The organism is Bradyrhizobium genomosp. III, assembly GCF_000261705.1.
Lineage (GTDB): Bacteria > Pseudomonadota > Alphaproteobacteria > Rhizobiales > Xanthobacteraceae > Bradyrhizobium > Bradyrhizobium ottawaense.
Window position 1 is genome coordinate 1 of the sequence record NZ_AJQF01000324.1, and the last position, 21,492, is coordinate 21,492.

Consider the following 21,492-nt stretch of genomic DNA (forward strand, 5'->3'; position numbering starts at 1 on the left):
TGCGTTCCGTCCTTGCTTTCGGAGCCGTCGGAGGTGGCGCAATCTGCAGGGGATGCGATGGCAGCGTCAAACGGTTCGTCGCAGCATCGTCCCGAAGCGCATCGGTATCAAGACGCTGGCTTCGATCGACGGCATCGCGTGGATCGGCGGCGGCAAGGGATACCGCCGCTATGCCCACAACAATGCCGATCAACAGCGACAAGCCTCTTGCGTGCATCGATCGGATACCTCTCAGAATGCGAAATCCAGACGAGGGCCGATGCGAACGTCCCTGTATCGCCGTAGCGGCACGTTCGACGTTCGAGCCTCGTACAGCACGGTCGTCGTGAGCGACACATTGCTCGCAAAATTATACTTCAGGCCGACGTCTGCCGAATAGAGCTGATCGCGCCGCCCGCTATTGAGCCCATCGGTGAACCAGTAAGCCTCGAACAGTGGCGTGCTGACAATCGACCATTTGGAATCGAGCTTGACCTCGATACCGAGCACGGCGTCGAAGCGCCAGCGGCGCGCCTCCGCCAGGTCGGAAAATCGATAGGTCAGGAGCAGCAACGGCGAAAACGTCGCGTTGTCGAAGCGGAAGTCACGCGCAACCGAGCCCATCACATCGTTCGAGGTGAAGGCCAGGTCGCGGTAGATACCGTCAAAATCGTAGCGATGCTCGTAAATGGCGGAGAAACGCCAGCCGTCCCAGTTTTGGGTCAGGCGCCCGCCCATCCGCGCGACGGCAAAGTTGCCGTCCTTCTCCCGCGAAAACGCTTCATATTGCGCGCGTGCATAGAGGCGGTACGACAGGTCATTGCTGAGGTTCCCGTCCAGCCGGACGCTCACGTCGGGCACGTAGTAAACATCCGACTTGCGGTTGTCCCGGGTAAACAGGGCGTTGTCGGTGAAGGTGGGCGCGATGGAACCGACGGCGCTCCAGGATGGTGCGGAGGTGTACGGTACAGGGGCCGCGATCGTCTTGAACTCGGTGACATCAAGGTCGGCTGCGCCTGCCGTGCTTGCGCCGAACAGACCAAAGATCGGCAGAAGAATTCTGGACCTTCGCATGGCGTCCCTCGATGGCTGTCGCGTGCATCGGGATTCGCGTCAGGCTGTGACACGATTGTGGCGTGTTAATGTTATTCGATTAAATCATGGGTTGATGAGATCGATCATCGTTTCGCAAACAGCCGCAAGGGCCGCTGCTGCGGGCCTAATAGTCGACTGCGTCCCTGATGATCGGACAGGTCATGCAATGACCGCCGCCGCGACCACGTCCGAGTTCCGCGCCAACGATGGTGATGACCTCGATGCCCTCCTTGCGCAGCAGCGTGTTGGTGTAGGTGTTGCGGTCATAGGCAAACACGACGCCCGGGGATGCGCAGACGAGATTGGCGCCGCTATCCCACTGGGTTCGCTCGCGCATATAGGCATTTCCGCCTGTCTCGACCACGCGCAGCTTCTTCAGCCCAAGCGCCTCTGCGACGACCTCGACGAAGGGCTTTTCATCCTTGCGCAGTTCGACGCCTGCGGAGCTGTCGGCCGGACGGTAGGAAAATGCCGCGATATTGTTGACGATGTCCGGATAAAGCAGCACGCAATCGCGATCGGCGAACGTGAAGACCGTATCCAGATGCATCGCCGCTCGGAGCTTGGGCATGGCGGCCACGATCACGCGCTCGGCCGCCTTCTTCTTGAACAGGGCGGCGGCGAGCTGGCTGATGGCCTGCCGCGAGGTGCGCTCGCTCAATCCGATCAGCACGTTGCCTTTTCCGATCGGCATCACGTCGCCGCCCTCGAGCGTCGCAAGGCCGTGATCCTGTGTCGGATCGCCCCACCAGACATTGACCTTGCCGGCGAAATCCGGATGGAACTTATAGATCGCGGCGGCGAGGATAGGCTCTTCGTGGCGCGCCGGCCAGAACAGCGAATTCAGCGTAACCCCCCCGTAGATCCAGCAGGTCGTATCGCGCGTGTACAGGGTGTTGGGAAGCGGCGGCAGGAGATACTCGGTCATGCCGGCCGCTTCGCGGATGAGCCTGAGCGTCTCGCCGCCGCGGGCTTCGGGAAAGTCCTGGGTCGACAATCCGCCGATCAGCGTCTCCGCCAGCTCGCGCGGCTTGAGACTTTCCAAATAGCCGCGCAGCTCGTCGATCAGGCCGAGGCCGACCTGATTGGGGATTACCTGGTTGTCGAGAATCCACGTCCTCGCCTCCGGAATGGCGACCGTGTCGGCGAGGAGATTGTGCATCTCGACGACTTCGATACCGCGGTCACGCATCTTCTGCACGAAATCGAAATGATCGCGCTTGGCATTGTCGACCCATAGGACGTCATCGAACAGCAAGGTGTCGCAGTTCGTCGGCGTCAGACGTTGATGAGCCCGCCCCGGCGAACAGACCAGCACCTTGCGCAGCTGGCCGACTTCCGAATGAACACCGAAGGGAATCCCTGCATCCGATGTCTGCTTTGTCATGGGGCCTATCTCCGGAACCGCTCCGTTCAGATCGTGATGTAGCCGGTGGCCAGGCCATGAATGCCGATGACCGCGCCGATCGCAACGACAATGAAGATGATCCACTCGACGAAGGTGAAGACTCTCGCCTTTTGCTCGAGGCGTGCCCACAAATACAGTGCCGTGCCGGGCGCGTAGAGGATGGCCGACAGCAGCAGATATTTCATTCCGGCCGCATAGATCAGGAAGAGCGTGTAGATCAGCGCAATTCCGGTAAAGACCAGCCCGCTTCGACGCTCGTCCGGACGCTTCTCATAGGTCTCGCCCCGCTTGACCAGCAGGAGCCCGTAGGCTGCGACCAGGAAAAACGGGATCAAATTCATGACGCTCGTCAGATTGAGCATCAGCGAGAAAGCGTCCCGCGACCAGTAGGTGCTGATGACGAAGAGCTGGACGACGATGTTGGTCAGCCACAGCGCCGCCGCCGGGACCTTGTTCTCGTTCTCGGTGCCGAACAGGGCCGGCATATCCCTGGTGCGGCCCGCGGCCGAAAGAACTTCGGTGCAGATCAAGCTCCAGGCGAGATAAGCCCCGAGCACCGAAACCAGAAGTCCGATGCTGACGAAGACCGCGCCCCAATGTCCCACCACGGCCTCCAGCACCGCTGCCATGGACGGCTGACGCATGTCGGCGATGTCGGGACGCGGCAGCACGGCGTAGGGCAGCATGGTGACGAGCACCATCAGGCTGGTCACCATCACAAAGCCGATGATCGTCGCCGCGCCGACATGGGATCGCTCCTTGGCATAGCGGGAATAGACGCTGGCGCCCTCGATCCCGAGGAACACGAACACCGTGACCAGCATGGTCGCGCGGATCTGCTCGAAGAGGCCCTTGTCCGGCATGCCCTCGCCGCCCCAGAAATTGTCGCGGAACTGGTCGGCCTTGAAGGCGAAGATCAGGATGACGATAAAGACCAGGATCGGCACGATCTTGGCAATGGTCACGATGGTGTTGATCGCGGCGGCCTGTTGCACGCCACGCAGGATCATGAAGTGGAAAAGCCAGATCCCGATCGAGGCAACGATGATCGCGATGACGGTATTGCCGTCACCAAACACAGGAAAGAACGCGCCCAAGGTCGACTTGATCAGGACCCAATACGACACGTTGCCAATGCAGCTTCCCATCCAATATCCAAGCGCCGACAAGAAGCCGGGATAATCGCCGAAACCTGCTTTCGCATAGGCGTAGACACCAGCATCGAGTTCAGGCTTTCGCTCCGCCAACGACTGAAACACGCGCGCCAGCGTGTACATGCCACCGCCGGCGATGCACCAGGCGAAGATGGCGCCGAATGGACCGGTTGCGATGCCGAATGTGCGCGGCAGTGAGAAAATGCCGGAACCGACCATGGAGCCGACCACCATGGCCGTCAGAGCAAACAGCGAAAGCTTCTGGATCGACGGCGTCGCGCTCATGTGAAAGCCTCGGACCGCGAGTGATGGTCGGCGCGGCGGCCGCTTCGCTCGCTGCGACCCGGACGATGCGCCGTGGGGCACGCATGGCCAATCAGGTGATTACCTAGTCGAGGTCCGGGATTACCCTCACTGCCCACACGCTCTCAGGCCGCGAACGAAGAGCCGGACGCTTCGGCCTGCTCCTTTCCGCCGAACCAGGCGACATACAGTGTCGGCAGGAAAACCAGGGTCAGACCGGTCGCAACCAGCAGTCCGCCCATGATCGCAAAGGCCATCGGCCCCCAGAACACCGTCGGCGCAATCGGGATCATGCCGAGAACGGTGGAGATGGCCGTCAGCATGATTGGACGAAAGCGGGAACTGCTGGCGTCCACCGCGGCCAGCCAGGGCCCCTTCCCCAGTGAACGCTCCGCCTCGATCTGACCGATCAGGATGACCGCGTTCTTGCTGATCATGCCGAGCAGCGCAAGGACACCGAGAATGGCGACGAAGCCCAACGGCCGGCCCGACAACAGCAGCGCTGCGACGACGCCGATCAGACCGAGCGGCGCAACACTGACGACCATCAACAATCGCGGAAAGCTCTGCAACTGGGCCATCAGGACCGTGAACATGACGAACAGCATCACAGGCACCACCGCCATGACGGACGCCTGCGAATTCCGGCTTTCCTCCACCGTGCCACCGACCACGACGCGGTATGAAGCCGGCAGCGCCGCCTTCAGCTTTGCCATGGCCGCGGCCTGCCTGTTGACGACCGTCTCCGGCAGCACGCGGTCGGCAATGGCGGCCCGAACCGTGAGCGTGGGCACGCGATCTCGTCGCCAGATCAGAGGAAACTCCTGATCATACTCGAACGATGCAAACTGGCTCAGTGGAACGGTTCGCCCGCCCACGATCGGCATCTGCAACGTGCGCAAGCTCGCCAGCGAGACGCGCTGTTCGTCGGTTGCGCGGACCACCACATCGACCAGGTAGATATCGTCCCGCACCTGCGTGACCGGCGTGCCGGATATCACGGTGTTCAGAACGGTGGAAATCGTCTGCGAACTGAGGCCGAGAAGGCGGGCCTCGTCCTGGTTGACGCGAATCCGCACCTGGCGATCGGGCTCCATCCAGTCGAAATTCACGCTCTTGGCGGCCGGATCGGCCCCGACGATCCGTGCGACGTCGAGTGCGATATCGCGTACCCGCTCGACGTCCGGACCGCTGACGCGATACTGCAGTGGCCATCCGACCGGGGGACCGAGGCCGAGCGGAGACACCGACGAGATCGCGTTCGGAAACTCATCGGCGAGGAATCGTTCCAGCTTGCCATGCAGCCGCTCACGCGCCCCAATGTCTCTGGCCACGACGACCGCCTGCGCGAAGAAGTCGTTCGGCAATTCGACGCTGAGCGGCATATAGAACCGGATCGCACCGCGCCCGACATTGGTGCTCCAATGCGCGACATCGGGATCGCCCGTGAGCATCTTGTCCAGACGCTTTGCCGCGGTTTCGCTGGCAAAAATCGATGCATTCTGCGGCAGGCTGAGATCGACCAGCAGTTCCGGCCGATCGGAGGACGGAAAGAACTGTTGCGGGACGAGCGGCAGCGCGAGCACGGAGGCGGCGAACAGCGCGGCCGTCCCACCGAGGGTCAACCACTTGGCGCGGATCGCCGATATCAGGAATCGTCGATACAGCCGGAACACCCGTCCGGGAGTCGTAGCGCCCTTCTGCGTTGGCGGGACAAGGATGGCAACGCCGAGCAGTGGCGCGAAGATCACCGCGACGAACCAGGACGCCAGCAGCGCGATCGCGACCACTGCGAACAGCGAGAACGTGTATTCGCTCGCGGCGCTGGCGGCAAAGCCGACTGGAATGAAGCCCGCGATTGTCACGAGCGTCCCCGCAAGCATGGCAAGCGCGTGGGTCCGAAACGCGTAGCTGGCGGCCTCGACCTTGCTGTCGCCCAACGCCAGGCGAATGAGCGTGGCGTCCGTTGTCGTCATGGCGTCATCGACCAGCAGGGCAAGCGCAATGATCAGGGCTCCGAGCGATATGCGCTGCATGTCGATGTGAAGGACCGCCATGACCGGAAACACGATCGCGAGCGTGAGCGGGATCGCCAGCGCGATGATCAGGCCCGGACGAACACCGAGGCTGATGAAGCTCACGACCAGAATGATGGCGATCGCCTGCAACAACGAGGTCATGAACTCGCCGACCGCTTTGCCCACGACGACGGCCTGGTCGGCCACCAGGCTCGGCTCGATCCCGATCGGCAGATCAGCAGTGATCCGCGCCATCTCCGCCTTGACGTTCCTGCCCAGCGCGAGGATGTCGCCGCCGTCGCGCATGGCAATGGCAAGCCCGATCGCCGGACGGCCATTGATCCGGAACAGTGGCTGGGGTGGATCGGCGTAGCCCCGCCGCACCATCGCAAGGTCGCTCAGGCGCAGCATGCGACCGCCGGCGGCGAAGTTGATATCGGCAATGTCCTGCTCGGACAGGAAGCTGCCCGACACCCGCAACGATATCCGCTCCGTGCCGGTCTGAATCGTTCCCGCCGGCATCACGATGTTCTGCGCCCGCAACGCCGCGATCAGGGCCGTGCGATCGACGCCGAGATTTGCAAGCTCCTGCTTGGAGAACTCGACGAAGATCACTTCCTCCTGTGCGCCCAGCAGCTCGATCTTCGCGACATCCGGTACAGCCAGGAGCTGCGAACGGATCGCCTCGACCCGGTCACGCAGCTCGCGTTGCGCAAAGCCGTCGCTGGTGAAGCCGTAGACGATGCCAAAGGTGTCGCCGAAATCGTCGTCGAAGAACGGCCCGACGACACCGGCAGGCAGCGTATGGCGAATGTCGCCGATCGTCTTCCGTACGTGGTACCAGGTATCGGAGACATCCCGCGCATTGGCGCTTCCCTTGAGGTTCACGAAGATGGTCGTGAGGCCCGGCCGGGTGAAGCTGCGCAGGAAATCCAGATGCGGGGTCTCCTGCAATTGGCGCTCGAGGCGCTCCGTCAGCTGCTTCATCGTCTCGTCGGCCGTCGCCCCTGGCCAGACGGCATGAACGACCATGGTCCGGATCGTGAAGGCGGGATCCTCGTTCCGGCCCAGCCGGAAATATGACAGGACGCCGGCGGCCACCGCTATCAGCATGAGGTAGACGACCAGCGAGCGTCGCCCCAGTGCCCATTCCGAAAGGTTGAATCCACTCATCGCCCCGACCCGAGCACGCGCACCTTCTGGCCTGGATGAAGGGCCTGAACGCCTGCAGTCACGACGATCTCGCCGGCATCAAGCCCTTGCGCGACGATCACCTGCGCCTGGTCGAACCGCAGCACGTCGACGTTCCGCACTGAGACCGTATTGGCCGAGGGATCGAAGACCCAGACGGCCGGCTGTTGATTCATCCTGGTCAGCGCGGTTGCGGGAATGCCGATCATCGGGCCGGAGCTCGCCTCGGCGCGCCCGACCACGGTCGCCCCGAGCCGCATCGCAGCCGGCGGATCGGTAAGGCCCACCTTGACCTCGAAGGTCCGCGTGACCGGGTTGGCCTGGGCGGCGACCTGCCGGACGCGCCCTTGCGCCGTCACTGCCGGATCGTCCGTGAGCGCGACCGTTACCTGCAGATTGGCAGGCGCCGCTCTCACCAGTTGGGCGGGCACATCGAAGACCGCATCGCGACCGTCCTGGCGAGCGATCTTCGCGATCGTCTGCCCGGCCTGGACGACCTCGCCGGCGGCGGGGCCGGTTTCGGTGACCTTGCCCGGCGCATCGGCGCGCAGCTCGGTAAAGCCGACTTGATCGTGGGCGGCGCTCAACTGGGCTTCGGCCATATCGAGCTGCGATTGGGCGGTCTGCTGCGCCTGCGTCGCGGCTTCGAAGTTGGCGCGGGTGGTCCAGCCCTGCGCCAGCAGCGTCTGCTGACGCTCGAAATGATTGCGGGCCTGAATGAGCTGGCCTTGCGCAGCAGCAAGCGCCGCCTGCGCCTGGCGTAGCGCGTTCGCTTCGTTCTGCGATTCCAGTTGCGCCAGAAGCTGGCCGGCCTGGACGCGATCACCAAGCCGGGTGCTGTTCGAAAGCAGTCGCCCGCCGATTCGAAATGCAATGCTTACCTCGTCCTCCGCCTCGATGCGCCCGGTGAACGTGAACGGCGTCAGCTGCTCGCGCTTCTCGACCGTGGTCGTACGAACCGGACGTGGCGCCGGGGACGTATCCTCCACCGGGTCCCTTTCACAAGCGGCAACCAGCAGCGTGGCGACCGCTGCGACAAGCGCGATATTCAGCGGCCGCATCGGCATGACATGATCATCGGTCAACTGCTCCACTGACAATCTTGTCGATAGATCATCTCCCTTCCATCGGTAAATCTACTGAGCGATCACCGATGCAATCGTGGTCCGGAGAACCTTCCGGCAGCGGTCAGAAGATTCCCAGGGCAACGTCAGGCAATCACCCGATACCGGGGACGCCGCAAGCGGTGCATTAAGGCTGCACCTGCTCCCGCCGCGGCGCTCTCGCCAAAGCAGCAGGTGGCAAGGGAACCGGCCGCTCAGGCTCCGAATGATTCACACGACCTTAGGAGGATCGACATGAGAAAGCTGGCTTTGCTGTCCGCCACCATCTTCATTGCGCTCAGCGCGATGGGCCCGTCGACGCCCGTACAAGCGCAGGATCTGGCATGGTGCTCGAAGATCAAGGGAATGCTCAACTGCATGTATGAGACCCGTTCCCAATGCCGCGCATCGGTGAGCGGACGGCAGGGCACCTGCGTGCAAAATCGCCGCCGCTGACGGCAGCGCTCAGTCCGATATCGGCCGGGCGGCGTAAATGACGTGCTGTTGGTTGTCGTACGCCACCCGGGCCTGAATGCCGCAACGGTGCCTGCGCCATCGGGACATTCCTCCGCCAACGTCCGGGGTTTCCTCCAATCGCGGCGGGTCTCCTTGCACGGTAGCTTCGACTGCTCCGGTTCGCATTTGGATCAACGGGAGGTGTCAATGTCCGATCTTGTCGCGATCGTGTATCCGTCGGAAGCAAAGGCAGAAGAAGTGCGCCAGCAGCTATTCAAGCTGCAGAAGGAATATCTGATCACAATCAGCGACGCCGTGATTGCCGTGAAGACGGACGCGGGCGGCATCAAGCTCAATCAACTCGTCAATACCACTGCGATGGGCGCAATGACGGGAAGCTTCTGGGGCCTTCTCATCGGCGTCCTGTTCCTGAACCCAATCCTCGGAGTCGCGGTGGGCGCCGCGTCCGGCGCGCTCGGCGGTGCGCTCTCGGACTTCGGCATCGACGACGCCTTCATGAAGAGCTTGTCGACCAGCCTCCAGCCCGGCAACGCGGCCTTGTTCGTCTTGATCAAGCACATGACGGCGGACAAGGTGATCAACGAGATCAAGAGCGCCGGCGGCGTTGTGCTCAAGACGTCACTCGACGAGACGAAGGAAAAACTCCTCCGCGATGCGCTGACGAGTGCAGTAGAGCGGCCAGCGGCCTGAAGCCGCCGTTCCTCCCTGTCTCAGCGCCGGCCGCCCGCAAGCCGCAGCAGCATCATGAAGAGGTTGATGAAGTTCAGATAGAGCGACAGCGCCGCGATGACCGACTTGCGACCCGCAGCGGTATGGTCATCCGCGCTGTCGTACATCGCCTTGATACGCTGCGTGTCGTAGGCCGTAAGCCCGGCAAATACGCCGACGCCAACGATCGAGATCAGCCAGTCAAGTGCGCTCGAGGACAGAAAGATGTTGATCAGGCTTGCGATGATGACGCCGATCAACCCCATGAACAGGAACGTGCCCAGCCCGGAGAGATCGCGTCGCGTCGTATACCCGAAGGCGCTGAGCGCTCCGAAACTCGCGGCCGCAATGAAGAAGACCCGGGCAATCGACGAGTTCGTGTAGATGTGGAACAACGTCGAGAGCGATACGCCGACCAAGGCGGCGTAGAGGAAGAACAGCAGCCGCGCCGTCGACACGGACAGCGTATTGATGCGCGAGCCGATGAAGAAAACCAGCCCCAGCGGCGCCAGAATGAAGACCCACATCAATGGGCTCTGCAGCAGCGCCGGGCCGGTGAGCTGATAGGTCAGCCAGGCCACGACAGCGGTCAAGCCGACGCCCGCGGCCATGTGTGCGTAGATGCGCAGCATGTATTCATGCAGGCCAGCGTCCACCGCAGACGCGCCGCCAGCCGGCTCTGCCGCAGTCAGGTTCTGATCGAAATTTGACACATCCGCCTCCTTTGGACTTCGCCGGGGAGACGACGCTAATCCTCGGGCTTCCGGAACGGCATCGGACAATCACCCGAATGCCGCCCGTGGAAATTACCCTCTGTCGCAGGCATCGCAGGGATGCCGCACATTACCGATGCGAGAGCTTGGAACGACGTCTAAGCCCTTTGGCGTATGCTCCTTACGGCTTTGTCACTTGGAAGCCGGCGCGGGTCGCGATCTAACCCATGCCATGCGCTTCTTCTTTCACATCGCCGACAGATACGGCCTCTTTCCCGACGGGATCGGACAGGACTGCCGAGATCAGGATGCAGCCATCCTGCACGCCAGACGCCTTGCCGCCGAGCTCGCCAAGGCCGGTGAATTCTGCCGCGGCAGCGTCGTGCTTGTGGCCAGCCCGCCGCAGACGGCATGCGGAGCCCCGGGCGGCGGCTGATTTTTCTGCCCTCACCACCTACAGAGAATCCCTGATGTGCGCATGCGGCAGACACTTCTAAGGTCGTCCGCAGGGGGCGGTCGGCAGATGCGACCATCGCCGCGTTGCGGATTGGGAGACCATTCTCCGTCATGGCGTCTTCGTCGAACGAGGCCAATCAAGAGCTTTCGCGCAACGCGTTGATCGCGCTTGTGATCGGATCGATGGTGGGATCCGGCATCTTCGCCCTGCCTGCGGCCTTCGGGCGTGCCACCGGCGCCTTCGGTGCGATCATCGCATGGATCATCGCAGGGACGGGCATGCTCATGCTGGCGCTCGTTTTCCAGTCGCTGTCGCAGCGCAAACCGGAGCTGGATGCCGGCATTTATGCCTACGCCAAGGCCGGATTCGGCGACTACATCGGATTCGCGTCGGCGGCCGGCTACTGGATCGGCTGCTGTCTTGCCGACGTCGCCTGTCTCATTCTGATCAAGGCCACACTCGGGCAGTTCTTTCCGATCTTTGGCGACGGCACGACGCCGACGGCCATTGCATCGGCGACACTGCTTTTGTGGAGTGTGCACTTTCTCGTGCTGCGGGGCATCAGGGGCGCGGCCAGGCTCAACACGATTGCAACCTTCGCAAAGATCGTTCCGATACTCCTGTTCATCGTCGTGGCCGCGTTCGTCCTCGATCGCGACCTGTTGGTGCAGAATTTCTGGGGAACTGAGCCGCCCAATCTCCAGCAGGTGCTGAGCCAGGTGCGCTCTACGATGCTGCTTACCGTATTCGTGTTCGTCGGCGTCGAGGGCGCGAGCGTCTATTCGCGCTACGCCAGGAATCGCGCCGACATCGGCATTGCGACGGTGGTGGGCTTCTTGAGCGTTCTCTGCCTGCTCGTCCTGGTGACGCTGCTGTCCTACGGCGTGTTGCCGCGGAGCGAGCTGGCGGATCTTTCGACGCCGTCGATGGCAGGCGTGATGGAATCAATGGTCGGGCGCTGGGGCAGCGTGTTCATCAGCCTGGCCCTGTTGATCTCGATCCTCGGCAACTATCTGTCCTGGTCGCTGCTCGCCGCGGAGATCCTGCATTCGGCGGCGATGCACCACACGATGCCGTCCTTTCTCGCGCGTGAGAATGCGAACAAGGTTCCTGTCGGTGCGCTCTGGCTGACCAACTGTGTGATCCAGGCGTTTCTGCTCGTCAGCTGGTTCGCCGAATATGCCTTCACGCTCGCACTGAAGATGACGAGCGCGATGACGCTGATTCCCTACGTTCTCGTCGCGGCCTACGGCCTCAAGCTCGCATCGACCGGCGAGACCTATTACGCCGGCGAGCGCGCCCGCACGACCGATTGGATCCGTGCCGCCGTTGCGACGCTCTACGCCGCCGCGATGATCTACGCCGGCGGACCAAAGTTTCTCCTGCTGTCCTCGATCCTCTACGCGCCCGGAACCTTGCTGTTCCTGATGGCCAAACGCGAGCGCAAGGAAAGCACATTCACGAGAACCGAAGCCATCCTGTTTGCGGCGGTCGCAATCGCGGCGGCCGGTGGAGTCTATGGGCTCGCCGTCGGTGCCATTTCGATCTGACCCAGCGTCTTTGATTGTAGGGAGGCGAACATGAACATGACGATCACGCGTTGCAGCTTGCTCCTTGCCGGGTTGCTGGCCGTCGCGGCGCCGCCCACCGTCACGCTCGCGCAATCGAAAGACGACAGCGCGGCGATGGCAAAGCAGATCGGGACCGCCACATCCAAAAAGGAGGCGCCCCCGAACACCAACACCAACCCGACAAAGCACCGGTACTGGCGTCATCGCGGCGGCAGACACCCGCATTATGGCAGCCGCCGCCTTCGCACCTGAGACATCCTAGTGGCCCCTTCAATGGATCAACCTGACAGCGATTCCGGCATGCGCTCCGAAGAATACCGAGAGCTCCCTCGGCATGAGAACGCTGCCGACGAGCCCGGAGAAGCCGGACGGCCAAGCCTGCTAGCCGTCGGTCTCACCCTCCTCGCCGCCGGCGTCGCTTTATTCCTGATCTGGCAAATGGTCTCCAGCCTTCTGCTTGTCTTTGCCGGGGTGCTGTTCGCCGCCTTTCTGGACGCATTGGCGCGAGCTTTGGCGCCGGTCCTTCCACTCAAACGAGCCTGGCGGTTGACGCTCGTTGTCTTGCTTCTGTCCGCGCTCTCTTGTTTCGGCCTCGCCTGGGGCGCGCGCAAGTTGCCGGAACAGACACGCCTGCTTCTGAAAGTGATGGATGCGCAGGTTGATCTGCTCCAGGAACACCTGCTGTCGTATGGCGTGGACCTGCTCGGCCCGGAATGGGGCCGCGACTTTGCACAATGGCTGTTCGCCGATCAGGGCCGGTTCTTCAGCCACGCTCAGTTTCTGCTCGGCGGAGCGTCGAGCCTCTTGACCGCCGTGCTGGTGATCCTGTTCCTCGGCATTCTCTTCGCTTTCGATCCCACCGGCCACCGCGAAAGCGTGATCGCGCTGGTCAGGCATTCCCATCGCGCCCGTGCGCGCGCCGTGATGGACGAGATGGGCAACGTCATGCGGCTGTGGTTCGTCGGACAATTGATCCGCATCATGCTGATGACGTTGTGCGTGTGGCTCGCGCTCTATCTCATCGGGCTGCCCGGTCCCTTCGTGCTCGGACTTCAAGCCGGTCTGTCGAACTTCATTCCCTATCTCGGGCCGATCGTTGCCGCGATCCCGATCGCGCTCGTCGCGATGCCGCTCGGCGCATCGCTCCTGATCTGGGCGGTCGCCGTGTACACCATCATCCAGTCGATCGAAGGCTACGTGATCGGCCCACTGATCCAGCGCCAGGCGGTCGAGACCCCTCCGGCGTGGACGCTGGTTGCGATCGTCCTTCTCGGCGCTCAGTTCGGCGTCATGGGCGTCGCGGTCGCGATGCCGCTGGTTGCGATCGGTCGGGTTGCGATCGTCAGGTTTTATGTCGAGGACTATCTGGGTGGCGGACCCAAGCCACGATCGATTGCGAGTGAGCAGCCATGAGCGAGTTCGAAGCGCATTCGAATGATGCCCCGGCGCGTTCGACAACGGCCCGTTTCCTGTGGCAGCAACTTCCCTATGTCGTCGCGCTGCTGCTCGCCATCGTCGGCGTTGCCTACACCAACGTCTCGCACCAGCCGTTGACCGGCTATTGGGAGTTCCTGGCGCTCGCCATCGGCGTGGTCTGCGTTGTCACCAAGTGGCCGGAGATAGAGGGCAAGGAGGGCCAGATCCGGCTGATCTGGACGCAGGCCCTGCACTGGATCGCGGTCCTGATCACGATGAACATCATGCTGGTCTCCGGCGTGCAGCAATTGCTTCCGACCCCTGCAACGGGACTCGTCCTGCTGACGTTGCTCGCGCTCGGCACGTTCCTTGCGGGCCTGAGCCTGCTGTCGTTGCAGATCGCCTTCCTTGGCCTTGCGATGGGCGCCGCCGTTCCGGCGATATCCTGGCTGAAGCAATCCATCTTCTTCTTCCTGCTCGGGGCGGTGCTGCTGATTGGCCTCGCCATCTCGTTCTGGTGGCGCCAGGACGGCAGCCCCTCGCAGAGCGCCGCCAGGGACATCACGAGCCAACGGGAGGATTGAATGCAAGCGTTGAGATATCTTGCCGCCATCGGCGCATCCGTCGTTCTTTGCGCCGTCACCTCGCCCGCGCAAGCCGAGAGATTCAGGGTCGGCAGGCTCCTGTGCTCCTCGGAGCCACGCGTCGGACTGGTGCTTGGATCGACGCAGGCGCTGCGTTGCGTGTTCAACGCGCTGCGCCCGCCCCGGCAGTACGTCTACGAGGGACGGATACGGCGCGTCGGCGTTGATATCGGTGTGACCAGCGCCGGCGCGCTATCCTGGGCCGTCTTCGCCAGGAACTCGCGGATAGGCCCCGGCACGTTGCGCGGCAGTTATGTCGGCGCGAGCGGCAATTTTGCATTCGGTCCCGGCCTCGGCGCCAACGTCCTGGTCGGCGGCTCGCGGAGGAGCGTGATGCTGCAGCCGATCTCGGTCGAACGCTCGATCGGGCTCAATCTCGCGGCTGGCGTGACTCATCTGACATTGGGACCGCGAGGCGGTCTCTGATCCCGCCGTCTCGGTCCCGCGGTTCGGTCTGCTCTTGATGCCGGTCCGCGCAGGGAGAGGATGAGAACATTCCCGCCCCGCCGCTCAGGGTTTCGTCCGATGTCGGCGTCGGGTGTTCGACGTTACGATCCGATGCATGCTCGATCGGGCCGTAACCGCCCAGGAGGATCGCATGACAGTGTATGACAGTCGCGGGAGTCTCGATGCCGTGGTTGCTCCGCCGCTGTGGGTTTGTGCACTCCTCGGCGTCGTCCTGATCGCCGCCGGCCTGCTCGCGCTCGGCGACCTTGCCTTCGCCACCGTCGTCAGTGTCAAGCTCATCGGGCTCATCGCGATCGCCGCCGGCGCATTCGAGATTGCCCACGCCTTCTGGACCAAGGGATGGGGCGGGTTCCTTTGGCAAGTCGTGCTCGGCGCGCTCTACCTCGCCTTCGGTGTCGTGCTGCTCACCCAGCCGGTCTCGGGCGCGCTGATCCTGACCTATTTCCTCGGCGCGGTGCTGTTCGCTTCGGGTGTCATTCGATGCGTGCTGAGCTTTGCCTATTGGCGGCAGAACGGATGGATGATGCTGATCTCGGGCGTCTTCGCGGTGATCGCCGGCGTGCTGGTCCTGTTCGGCTTCCCCACCATCAGCGCTTGGGCTCTCGGCTTCTTGTTGGGCGTCGACCTGATTGCCCATGGCCTGGCATGGCTGCTCTATGCGCTGCAATCGGTGCGAACGACCGGATAACAGAGGAGAGAACAACCATGGATGCTCCCAGTCGCCGCGTCTTCCTCAGCCTTGCGATGAACGCTATTGCCGCCGCCGCGATCGGAGCGTCCGGCGCGCACCTCATCGGTGTTGCGGACGCAATGCCGGTCGATCCCGATCTCTCTCGGGCCGGCCGGGCACCGGAGGATCGCGCCATCCCGGTGCAATGGGGACCTCCGCCGCGACCCGGCTGGGGCCCGTCTCGTCCTGGCTGGGGCCCGCGACCGCGCCGACGCCGCCGCTGGGTTTGCTGGTGGCATCGTGGGCGCCGTCATTGCGGATGGCGCTGGTAGTCCGAAGGGGATGAGGAAATGGTACGCAACAAGAACCAATGGCTCCTCGTCGCCGTGCTGGCAGTGCTTTTCCTCGGCGCGAGCTGGTTCTGCGTGTCAGTCTGGAGGGCGACGCCCTCGATGCCGCCATACGGGAACATCGTGCTGGCGGCGGGTGGGATCCTCGTTCTGGTGCTCGGCTGCGGCCTGATCGCGCTGATGTTCTATAGCCATCGCAAGGGCTACGACGAGCCGGCACGCAGTAACCGAACCGCGCGGGACTAGCTCAGCTGGTCGAATCGCGGAGGCCTGACGCCGGCAGTTCCGAGCCTGGTGCAGGGAGCGGACGATGAACCTTGCTGACGTCCGGCTCGGACTGCTGGCGGCGAGCCTCGTGACATTGTTGGCCGGCGAACCCGCGCGGCCGCAGCCAGCTCCACCCGCACCTGCCGTCGGCGTCGTCGAAGCGGCGCAGCGGCCGATCACCGAGAGCAGTGAGTTTCTCGGCCGGATCGAGGCCATCAACCAGGTTAATATTGCCGCTCGCGTCACCGCCTTTCTGGAGCAGCGGCTGTTCACCGAGGGCGCGGAAATCAGGAAAGGCGAGCAGCTTTACCGGCTCGAACGCGGCCCGTTCGAGGCGGATGTCGCCGCCAAGCAGGCGCAGGTAGCACAGCTCGAAGCGACGCTCGAGAACGCCAAATTGACCACCGAGCGCGCCCGCACCCTGCTTGGCGGACCGGCCGGGCAGCAATCGACCTACGATGCCGCCCTCGCGAGCCAGCGCAGCCTCGAGGCGCAGGTCAAAGCTGCACAGGCGCAGGTCCAGGCCTCGCAGATCAACCTCGACTACACCATCATCAGCGCGCCGATCGACGGCAAGATCGGACGCACGGCCGTGACGGAAGGCAACATCGTCAGTCCGAATTCGGGCGTGCTGACCACGATCGTCAGCCAGGATCCAATGTATGTCACGTTCCCGGTGCCGCTGCGCCAGGGGCTCGAGTTGCGCGAACGCTACGGCCCCCAAGGCGGCCTCGAAGCGGTGACGATCCGATTGCGGCTGCCCGACGGGCGCATGTATGGGCAATCCGGCAAGCTGAATTTCGTCGACAACACCATCGCGCAGAACACCGACACGATCACGGTGCGCGGAGAGATCGCCAACCCGATCCTGCGCGCTCCCTCGGCGGCGGGCGTTACCGTCCACGAGCTCACCAACGGCGAATTCGTCACCGTCGTCCTCGAAGGAGTCCAGCCTATCGAGGTGCTGGCGATCCCGCGCTCAGCAGTGCTGTCCGACCAGCGCGGCGACTACGTTCTCGTCGTCGGCGCAAACGACAAGGCGGAGCAGCGGCGCATTCAGCTCGGGCAATCGACTCCCACGATCGCTGCCGTCATCAGCGGATTGACGGCCGGTGACAAGGTGATCGCGGAAGGTTTGCAGCGTGTTCGCGCCGGACAAACCATCTCTCCAGAGCCGGCAAGTCCACTGATCTTGTCGAGCATGAAGGATTCAACCGGCGAGGCGGCTCCGCAAGGGGCGCGCGCTCCCCTGCCCCGAACCCCCAAGGGCGGCAGCCAATGATATCGAGCGTCTTCGTCGACCGGCCGCGTCTTTCGATGGTGATCGCCTTTGTCATCACCATCGCCGGCGCACTGGCGCTCACGCAGATCCCGGTGGCGCAGTTTCCCGATATCGTGCCGCCGCAAGTCACCGTAGCCGCGAACTTTCCCGGCGCCTCCGCCGAGGTCGTGGAGAGCAGCGTCGCACAGCCGTTGGAGGCGCAGGTGGTCGGCGTCGACCGCGCGCTCTATATGAAGTCGACCAGCGGCAACGACGGCAGCTACACGCTGACGGTTTCGTTCGCGCTCGGCACCAATCCCGACATCAACACGGTCAACGTCAATAATCGCGTCCAGAGCGCATTGTCGCAATTGCCCACGGAAGTGCAACAGCAGGGCGTGACCGTCCAGAAGCGATCCTCTTCGATCCTGCAGTTCCTGGTGCTCCACAGTGCAGATGGTCGGCAGGACCCGCTCTTCATCACCAATTACGCCATCATCAACGTGCTGGACGCGATTGCGAGCACGCCGGGCGTCGGCCAGGCCAATCTGTTCGCCAAGATGAATTATTCGATGCGGATCTGGTTCGATACGCAGCGCCTCACCAGCCTCAACCTGACCCCCTCGGACGTGGTCGCCGCCATTCGCGCACAGAGCGTCCAGGCTCCCGTCGGCCGCATTGGCGCGCGGCCGATCAGCGACGATCAGCAGTTCCAGTTCAACGTGCAGACGATGGGCCGCCTCGCCACCGCCGATCAATTCGCCAACATCGTGCTGCGCGCCGATCGGGACGGATCCTCGCTGCTGGTCAGGGACGTCGCCCGCGTCGAGCTGGGCGCGCAAAATCTCGACAGCGAAGCCCGGATCGACGGGCGAGCCGCCGTTCCGATTGCGATCTACCTCGCCCCCGGCGCCAACGCGGTGACCACCGCGCGCGCGGTCGCGGACACGATGCAGCGGCTGTCCGGCCGGTTTCCGGCAGGGCTCGGTTATCTTGTGCAATACGACTCCACGACCTTTGTCCGGGACACGATCACGGAGGTGCTGTGGACATTGGGCGAGGCCTTCGTCCTGGTTGTGATCGTGGTCTATCTGTTTCTCGGAAACATGCGGGCCACCGCGATTCCGGCCGTCGCAGTCCCGGTAAGCCTCGTAGGCACCTTCGCCGTTCTGCTCGCGCTCGGCTATTCCGCCAACACCGTATCCCTGCTCGCAATGGTGCTCGCGATCGGCATCGTGGTCGACGACGCCATTGTCGTGGTCGAGAATGTCGAGCGTGTCATGGCGGAGGAGCCTGATCTGTCTCCGGCCGCGGCCAGCAAGAAAGCCATGAGCCAGATCACCGCGCCGATCGTCGCGATCACGCTGGTGCTGCTCTCGGTGTTCGTGCCGATCGCTTTCATTCCCGGCATCTCGGGCACGCTGTTCCGCCAATTCGCGGTGACGATCAGCGCCGCCATGATGATCTCGGCATTGAATGCCCTGACGCTGTCGCCGGCCCTCTGCGCGCTGTTGCTGCGTCACACCGGACAGCGTCGCGGCATCATCGGCCGCATCCTCACCGGCATCGACTGGGTGCGGGATCGTTACAGCGGCGCGGTCCGCCGGCTCGTGCGCATGGCAGCCTTGTCGCTTCTCCTGGTGGCCGCCTTTGCCGCAGCAATCTTCGGCCTGTCGCTGGTGACCCCGACGGGCTTCCTGCCCGAGGAAGACCAGGGCGCCTTCTTCACCTCGGTTCAGCTGCCGGACGGCGCATCGGTAGCTCGGACCAGCAAGATCACCCGGCAGATCGAGGACATCTTGAAACAGATGCCGGCCGTCGATCACGTCCTCGCGGTGATCGGCTTTTCGCTACTCGACGGAGCTTCCGAGCCGAACAGTGCGCTGGTGGTGGCGCGACTGAAGCCGTTCGCCGACCGCAAGACGGCAACGGATTCCGCACAGGCGCTGATCGCCAAGACCTTCGCCGCCGGCGCGCAGATCCGGCAAGCCAACGTGCTGCCGTTCAACCTGCCGCCGATCATCGGGCTCTCCACCGGCGGTGGCTTCGAATATCAATTGCAGGCCCTGGAAGGTCAGGCTCCGGCCGCGATCTCCAGCGTCACGAACGCGTTGATCGGCGCGGCCAATGCCGATCCTCGGCTCGCGCGCGTGTTCTCGACATTCACGGCGACCAATCCATCGCTCTATCTCGATATTGACCGCCGCAAGGCCCAGGCGCTGGGCGTCACGGTCAACGACATCTTCACTGCGCTCCAGGCCACGCTTGGCGGCATCTACGTCAACAACTTCAACCTGTTCGGTCGCACCTGGCAGGTCAATCTGCAGGGTGAAGCACTCGATCGCGGCGATACGTCCGATGTCTGGCGCATCCATGTGCGTAACAACTCGGGCGAGATGGTGCCGCTGCGATCCCTCGCCGGCCTCAAGATCGTGACCGGGCCGCAGGTCATCACCCGCTACAACAACTATCGTTCGGTGACCGTCAACGGCAGCCCGGCATCGGGCATCTCCTCCGGGGCCGCGATCGCCGCCATGACGCAGATCTCGGAGGATGTTCTGCCGTCGGGTTACGGTTTCGCGTGGACCGGCACCGCCTACCAGGAACAGCAGGCGGCCGGCCAGACCGGCATCGTGCTCATGCTCGCCGTCCTCTTCGCCTATCTGTTCCTGGTCGCGCTCTATGAAAGCACCGTGATCCCGATCCCCGTGCTGCTCTCGGTCGTCGTCGGCGTGCTCGGATCCTATCTCGGCATCAAGATCGCTGGCCTCAATCTCGACCTCTACGGCCAGATCGGCCTCGTCGTCCTGATCGCGCTTGCCGCCAAGAACGGCATCCTGATCGTCGAGTTCGCCAAGGAGCAACGCGAGGCCGGTGTGCCGCTCGACGAGGCCGCGATCCAGGGCGCACATATGCGCTTTCGCGCCGTCATGATGACCTCGGCGGCCTTCATCCTGGGCCTCTTGCCGCTCGTGATCGCGACCGGCGCAGCCGCCCTCAGCCGGCGCGCCGTCGGCACGGCCGTCTTCGCCGGCATGCTGGCCGCAAGCTCGATCGGAATATTCATGGTGCCGATGCTCTACGTGGTTTTCCAGCGCCTGCGTGAGCGTGCGAAGGCAGCCTTCAAGTCAAGCCGTCAGCCGAATTCGCCCGACCGCAATGCAGTCTAGGCAGGCTTCGGAGGTGTCCCTTGCATCCGGCAATCCTCGCCTCACCGGCTACCGTCCTCGTGGTCGGCATCCGCGCGGGTGAACCTTGGCATCCAGTTGGTGCCCGATCTCTTGAAGCTACCCTTAGAGCGGCTCACGCCGGGGGCCTGGAGCCTTTTCCGTTCCGATTGATCGAATCCTCGGGTACCCTGTTCTAGCCGCGTCGGCGGAACTGCGTTGATAGATGGCGGCATGGAGAGCGGAGATGGGCCGGCTCGATAAGCAGATGGATCCCTTCCACCCTGCCGCTCATCTGGCTACGGGGGATCGCGTCCCCGAGAATCTAGGGCTTGAGCAAGTCGATACGGCGTCGTCAGTTGATCCGGACCGAGAGGAAGCCACCTCGTCGCCCGCGCATTTTGGGTCGGGCCAGGCGGCGACCGGCGGAACGGGCTCTACCGATTGGATCGATCGAGGACGTCGCATCTGGCGGCGCCATCTCCAGCGCGATCGACTCCCCCGGACGACCGGAGGGTCGATGGGAAACTTTGAGCGGTGGTTGATCGCACTGCTGAGCGTCGGCCTCGTCGTGAGCTGCGTTTGCGCGATCATTGTCTTCATGCAGGTCAACGCGCGCAAACTGGAGATCGCAGCACTGCAACGTGACATCATCGCGCTCAAGCTACGCGTAGCCAGGCTCGATCAGATCGCAAGCACCAATGAGATACGTGAAAAGGCAAGCAGTGGAACACCCAAGCCGCCGTCGGAGACCCAGCCTGACCCGGCTCCGTTCATCCTGTCACGTGAAGAGATTCAGCTTATCCGAGACTATATCAAGCCTGCACCAGTTGCAGGCCCCGCGACTGAGACGATAAAAGTCGGCGATCCCGTCGCGGGAGAGACCGTTCCCTTTCCCTCTCCGATCACGGAGAAGGTGCGGAAACTGCTCGGCGCGCGATTTACCGTTCGCAATGGCCTTGTTGTCATCATCCGCAGCGGCAGCCGTCACGCTGATGCTGTGATTGGGCCAAATTGACGAGAACTGGCCGCGATCGCGGTAGCCGGTCGAGCACTTATGGCTGGGTGTTGG

General features: G+C 63.3%; 20 protein-coding genes. 13 read left to right on the top strand and 7 right to left on the bottom strand.

From position 1 onward, the window contains the following. From IC66_RS48000 to IC66_RS0126380, 6 genes are all read right to left on the bottom strand, one after another. Nucleotides 1-202: hypothetical protein (locus IC66_RS48000; RefSeq protein WP_210161484.1), on the bottom strand; the 202-nt coding region annotated here is incomplete at its 3' end. A 29-nt stretch (nt 203-231) separates the two neighbouring features. Further along, complete coding sequence (locus IC66_RS0126360; RefSeq protein WP_038949675.1) at nt 232-1,053, bottom strand: outer membrane beta-barrel protein; 822 nt, start codon at nt 1,051-1,053, stop codon at nt 232-234. Between the two features lie 145 nt (nt 1,054-1,198). After that, nucleotides 1,199-2,461, bottom strand: a complete 1,263-nt coding sequence (gene arcA / locus IC66_RS0126365) for an arginine deiminase (RefSeq protein ID WP_038949677.1) — start codon at nt 2,459-2,461, stop codon at nt 1,199-1,201. A 26-nt stretch (nt 2,462-2,487) separates the two neighbouring features. Then, a complete protein-coding gene (locus IC66_RS0126370) occupies nt 2,488-3,921 on the bottom strand; it encodes a basic amino acid/polyamine antiporter (protein WP_038949678.1) in 1,434 nt (477 codons plus the stop codon). A 143-nt stretch (nt 3,922-4,064) separates the two neighbouring features. Continuing rightward, on the bottom strand, nt 4,065-7,130 hold the full coding sequence (locus IC66_RS0126375; protein ID WP_038949679.1) for an efflux RND transporter permease subunit: 3,066 nt from the start codon (nt 7,128-7,130) through the stop codon (nt 4,065-4,067). Continuing rightward, nucleotides 7,127-8,233, bottom strand: coding sequence for an efflux RND transporter periplasmic adaptor subunit (locus tag IC66_RS0126380; protein ID WP_028143791.1), 1,107 nt, complete (start codon nt 8,231-8,233; stop codon nt 7,127-7,129). The genes IC66_RS0126375 and IC66_RS0126380 overlap by 4 nt, the downstream gene beginning before the upstream one ends. Nucleotides 8,234-8,506: 273 nt before the next feature. On the opposite strand from IC66_RS0126380, the gene IC66_RS43670 reads away from it, so the two are divergent. Together IC66_RS43670 and IC66_RS0126390 are read left to right on the top strand one after the other, a co-directional pair. After that, on the top strand, nt 8,507-8,707 hold the full coding sequence (locus tag IC66_RS43670; RefSeq protein ID WP_049824252.1) for a DUF3551 domain-containing protein: 201 nt from the start codon (nt 8,507-8,509) through the stop codon (nt 8,705-8,707). A 207-nt stretch (nt 8,708-8,914) separates the two neighbouring features. Continuing rightward, nucleotides 8,915-9,418: a DUF1269 domain-containing protein gene (locus tag IC66_RS0126390; protein ID WP_028143792.1), complete on the top strand. Its 504-nt coding sequence runs from the start codon at nt 8,915-8,917 to the stop codon at nt 9,416-9,418. Nucleotides 9,419-9,438: 20 nt separating this feature from the next. Here the strand turns inward: IC66_RS0126390 and IC66_RS0126395 are convergent, their stop codons facing one another. Next, nucleotides 9,439-10,149 (bottom strand): Bax inhibitor-1/YccA family protein, encoded by a 711-nt coding sequence (locus IC66_RS0126395; RefSeq protein WP_028143793.1) that lies wholly within the window; start codon nt 10,147-10,149, stop codon nt 9,439-9,441. Nucleotides 10,150-10,345: 196 nt separating this feature from the next. On the opposite strand from IC66_RS0126395, the gene IC66_RS0126400 reads away from it, so the two are divergent. From IC66_RS0126400 to IC66_RS0126450, 11 genes are all read left to right on the top strand, one after another. Beyond that, nucleotides 10,346-10,585: a DUF6894 family protein gene (locus tag IC66_RS0126400; protein WP_240536541.1), complete on the top strand. Its 240-nt coding sequence runs from the start codon at nt 10,346-10,348 to the stop codon at nt 10,583-10,585. Nucleotides 10,586-10,716: 131 nt separating this feature from the next. Beyond that, nucleotides 10,717-12,156, top strand: a complete 1,440-nt coding sequence (locus tag IC66_RS0126405) for a basic amino acid/polyamine antiporter (protein ID WP_038949681.1) — start codon at nt 10,717-10,719, stop codon at nt 12,154-12,156. 30 nt (nt 12,157-12,186) lie between these two features. After that, nucleotides 12,187-12,429 carry a hypothetical protein gene (locus tag IC66_RS0126410; protein ID WP_038949682.1) on the top strand — a complete coding sequence of 81 codons (243 nt, stop codon included), beginning with the start codon at nt 12,187-12,189 and terminating at the stop codon, nt 12,427-12,429. Between the two features lie 48 nt (nt 12,430-12,477). Beyond that, nucleotides 12,478-13,590 carry an AI-2E family transporter gene (locus tag IC66_RS0126415; RefSeq protein WP_038949684.1) on the top strand — a complete coding sequence of 371 codons (1,113 nt, stop codon included), beginning with the start codon at nt 12,478-12,480 and terminating at the stop codon, nt 13,588-13,590. Beyond that, nucleotides 13,587-14,177 (top strand): hypothetical protein, encoded by a 591-nt coding sequence (locus IC66_RS0126420; RefSeq protein ID WP_028143798.1) that lies wholly within the window; start codon nt 13,587-13,589, stop codon nt 14,175-14,177. The genes IC66_RS0126415 and IC66_RS0126420 overlap by 4 nt, the downstream gene beginning before the upstream one ends. Continuing rightward, complete coding sequence (locus IC66_RS0126425; RefSeq protein WP_028143799.1) at nt 14,178-14,663, top strand: DUF992 domain-containing protein; 486 nt, start codon at nt 14,178-14,180, stop codon at nt 14,661-14,663. 172 nt (nt 14,664-14,835) lie between these two features. After that, nucleotides 14,836-15,393, top strand: coding sequence for an HdeD family acid-resistance protein (locus IC66_RS0126430; RefSeq protein ID WP_028143800.1), 558 nt, complete (start codon nt 14,836-14,838; stop codon nt 15,391-15,393). Between the two features lie 332 nt (nt 15,394-15,725). Continuing rightward, nucleotides 15,726-15,971 carry a hypothetical protein gene (locus tag IC66_RS0126435; protein ID WP_038949685.1) on the top strand — a complete coding sequence of 82 codons (246 nt, stop codon included), beginning with the start codon at nt 15,726-15,728 and terminating at the stop codon, nt 15,969-15,971. A gap of 64 nt (nt 15,972-16,035) precedes the next feature. Then, a complete protein-coding gene (locus IC66_RS0126440; RefSeq protein WP_049806640.1) occupies nt 16,036-17,274 on the top strand; it encodes an efflux RND transporter periplasmic adaptor subunit in 1,239 nt (412 codons plus the stop codon). After that, nucleotides 17,271-20,423, top strand: a complete 3,153-nt coding sequence (locus IC66_RS0126445; RefSeq protein WP_038949687.1) for an efflux RND transporter permease subunit — start codon at nt 17,271-17,273, stop codon at nt 20,421-20,423. Before IC66_RS0126440 ends, IC66_RS0126445 begins: the two co-directional genes overlap by 4 nt. Before the next feature lie 244 nt (nt 20,424-20,667). After that, on the top strand, nt 20,668-21,438 hold the full coding sequence (locus tag IC66_RS0126450; RefSeq protein ID WP_038949688.1) for a hypothetical protein: 771 nt from the start codon (nt 20,668-20,670) through the stop codon (nt 21,436-21,438). Nucleotides 21,439-21,492 lie beyond the last annotated feature (54 nt).

What these genes read in the sequence shown, in the direction of transcription:
- IC66_RS0126410 (WP_038949682.1), top strand. Translation starts at nt 12,187, where the DNA reads ATGAACATGACGATCACGCGTTGCAGCTTGCTCCTTGCCGGGTTGCTG.
- IC66_RS0126420 (WP_028143798.1), top strand. Translation starts at nt 13,587, where the DNA reads ATGAGCGAGTTCGAAGCGCATTCGAATGATGCCCCGGCGCGTTCGACA.
- IC66_RS0126375 (WP_038949679.1), bottom strand. Translation starts at nt 7,130, where the DNA reads ATGAGTGGATTCAACCTTTCGGAATGGGCACTGGGGCGACGCTCGCTG.
- IC66_RS43670 (WP_049824252.1), top strand. Translation starts at nt 8,507, where the DNA reads ATGAGAAAGCTGGCTTTGCTGTCCGCCACCATCTTCATTGCGCTCAGC.
- IC66_RS0126360 (WP_038949675.1), bottom strand. Translation starts at nt 1,053, where the DNA reads ATGCGAAGGTCCAGAATTCTTCTGCCGATCTTTGGTCTGTTCGGCGCA.
- IC66_RS0126450 (WP_038949688.1), top strand. Translation starts at nt 20,668, where the DNA reads ATGGGCCGGCTCGATAAGCAGATGGATCCCTTCCACCCTGCCGCTCAT.
- IC66_RS0126415 (WP_038949684.1), top strand. Translation starts at nt 12,478, where the DNA reads ATGCGCTCCGAAGAATACCGAGAGCTCCCTCGGCATGAGAACGCTGCC.
- IC66_RS0126425 (WP_028143799.1), top strand. Translation starts at nt 14,178, where the DNA reads ATGCAAGCGTTGAGATATCTTGCCGCCATCGGCGCATCCGTCGTTCTT.
- IC66_RS0126445 (WP_038949687.1), top strand. Translation starts at nt 17,271, where the DNA reads ATGATATCGAGCGTCTTCGTCGACCGGCCGCGTCTTTCGATGGTGATC.
- IC66_RS0126405 (WP_038949681.1), top strand. Translation starts at nt 10,717, where the DNA reads ATGGCGTCTTCGTCGAACGAGGCCAATCAAGAGCTTTCGCGCAACGCG.
- IC66_RS0126390 (WP_028143792.1), top strand. Translation starts at nt 8,915, where the DNA reads ATGTCCGATCTTGTCGCGATCGTGTATCCGTCGGAAGCAAAGGCAGAA.
- IC66_RS0126430 (WP_028143800.1), top strand. Translation starts at nt 14,836, where the DNA reads ATGACAGTGTATGACAGTCGCGGGAGTCTCGATGCCGTGGTTGCTCCG.
- IC66_RS0126435 (WP_038949685.1), top strand. Translation starts at nt 15,726, where the DNA reads ATGGTACGCAACAAGAACCAATGGCTCCTCGTCGCCGTGCTGGCAGTG.
- IC66_RS0126440 (WP_049806640.1), top strand. Translation starts at nt 16,036, where the DNA reads ATGAACCTTGCTGACGTCCGGCTCGGACTGCTGGCGGCGAGCCTCGTG.
- arcA (WP_038949677.1), bottom strand. Translation starts at nt 2,461, where the DNA reads ATGACAAAGCAGACATCGGATGCAGGGATTCCCTTCGGTGTTCATTCG.
- IC66_RS0126370 (WP_038949678.1), bottom strand. Translation starts at nt 3,921, where the DNA reads ATGAGCGCGACGCCGTCGATCCAGAAGCTTTCGCTGTTTGCTCTGACG.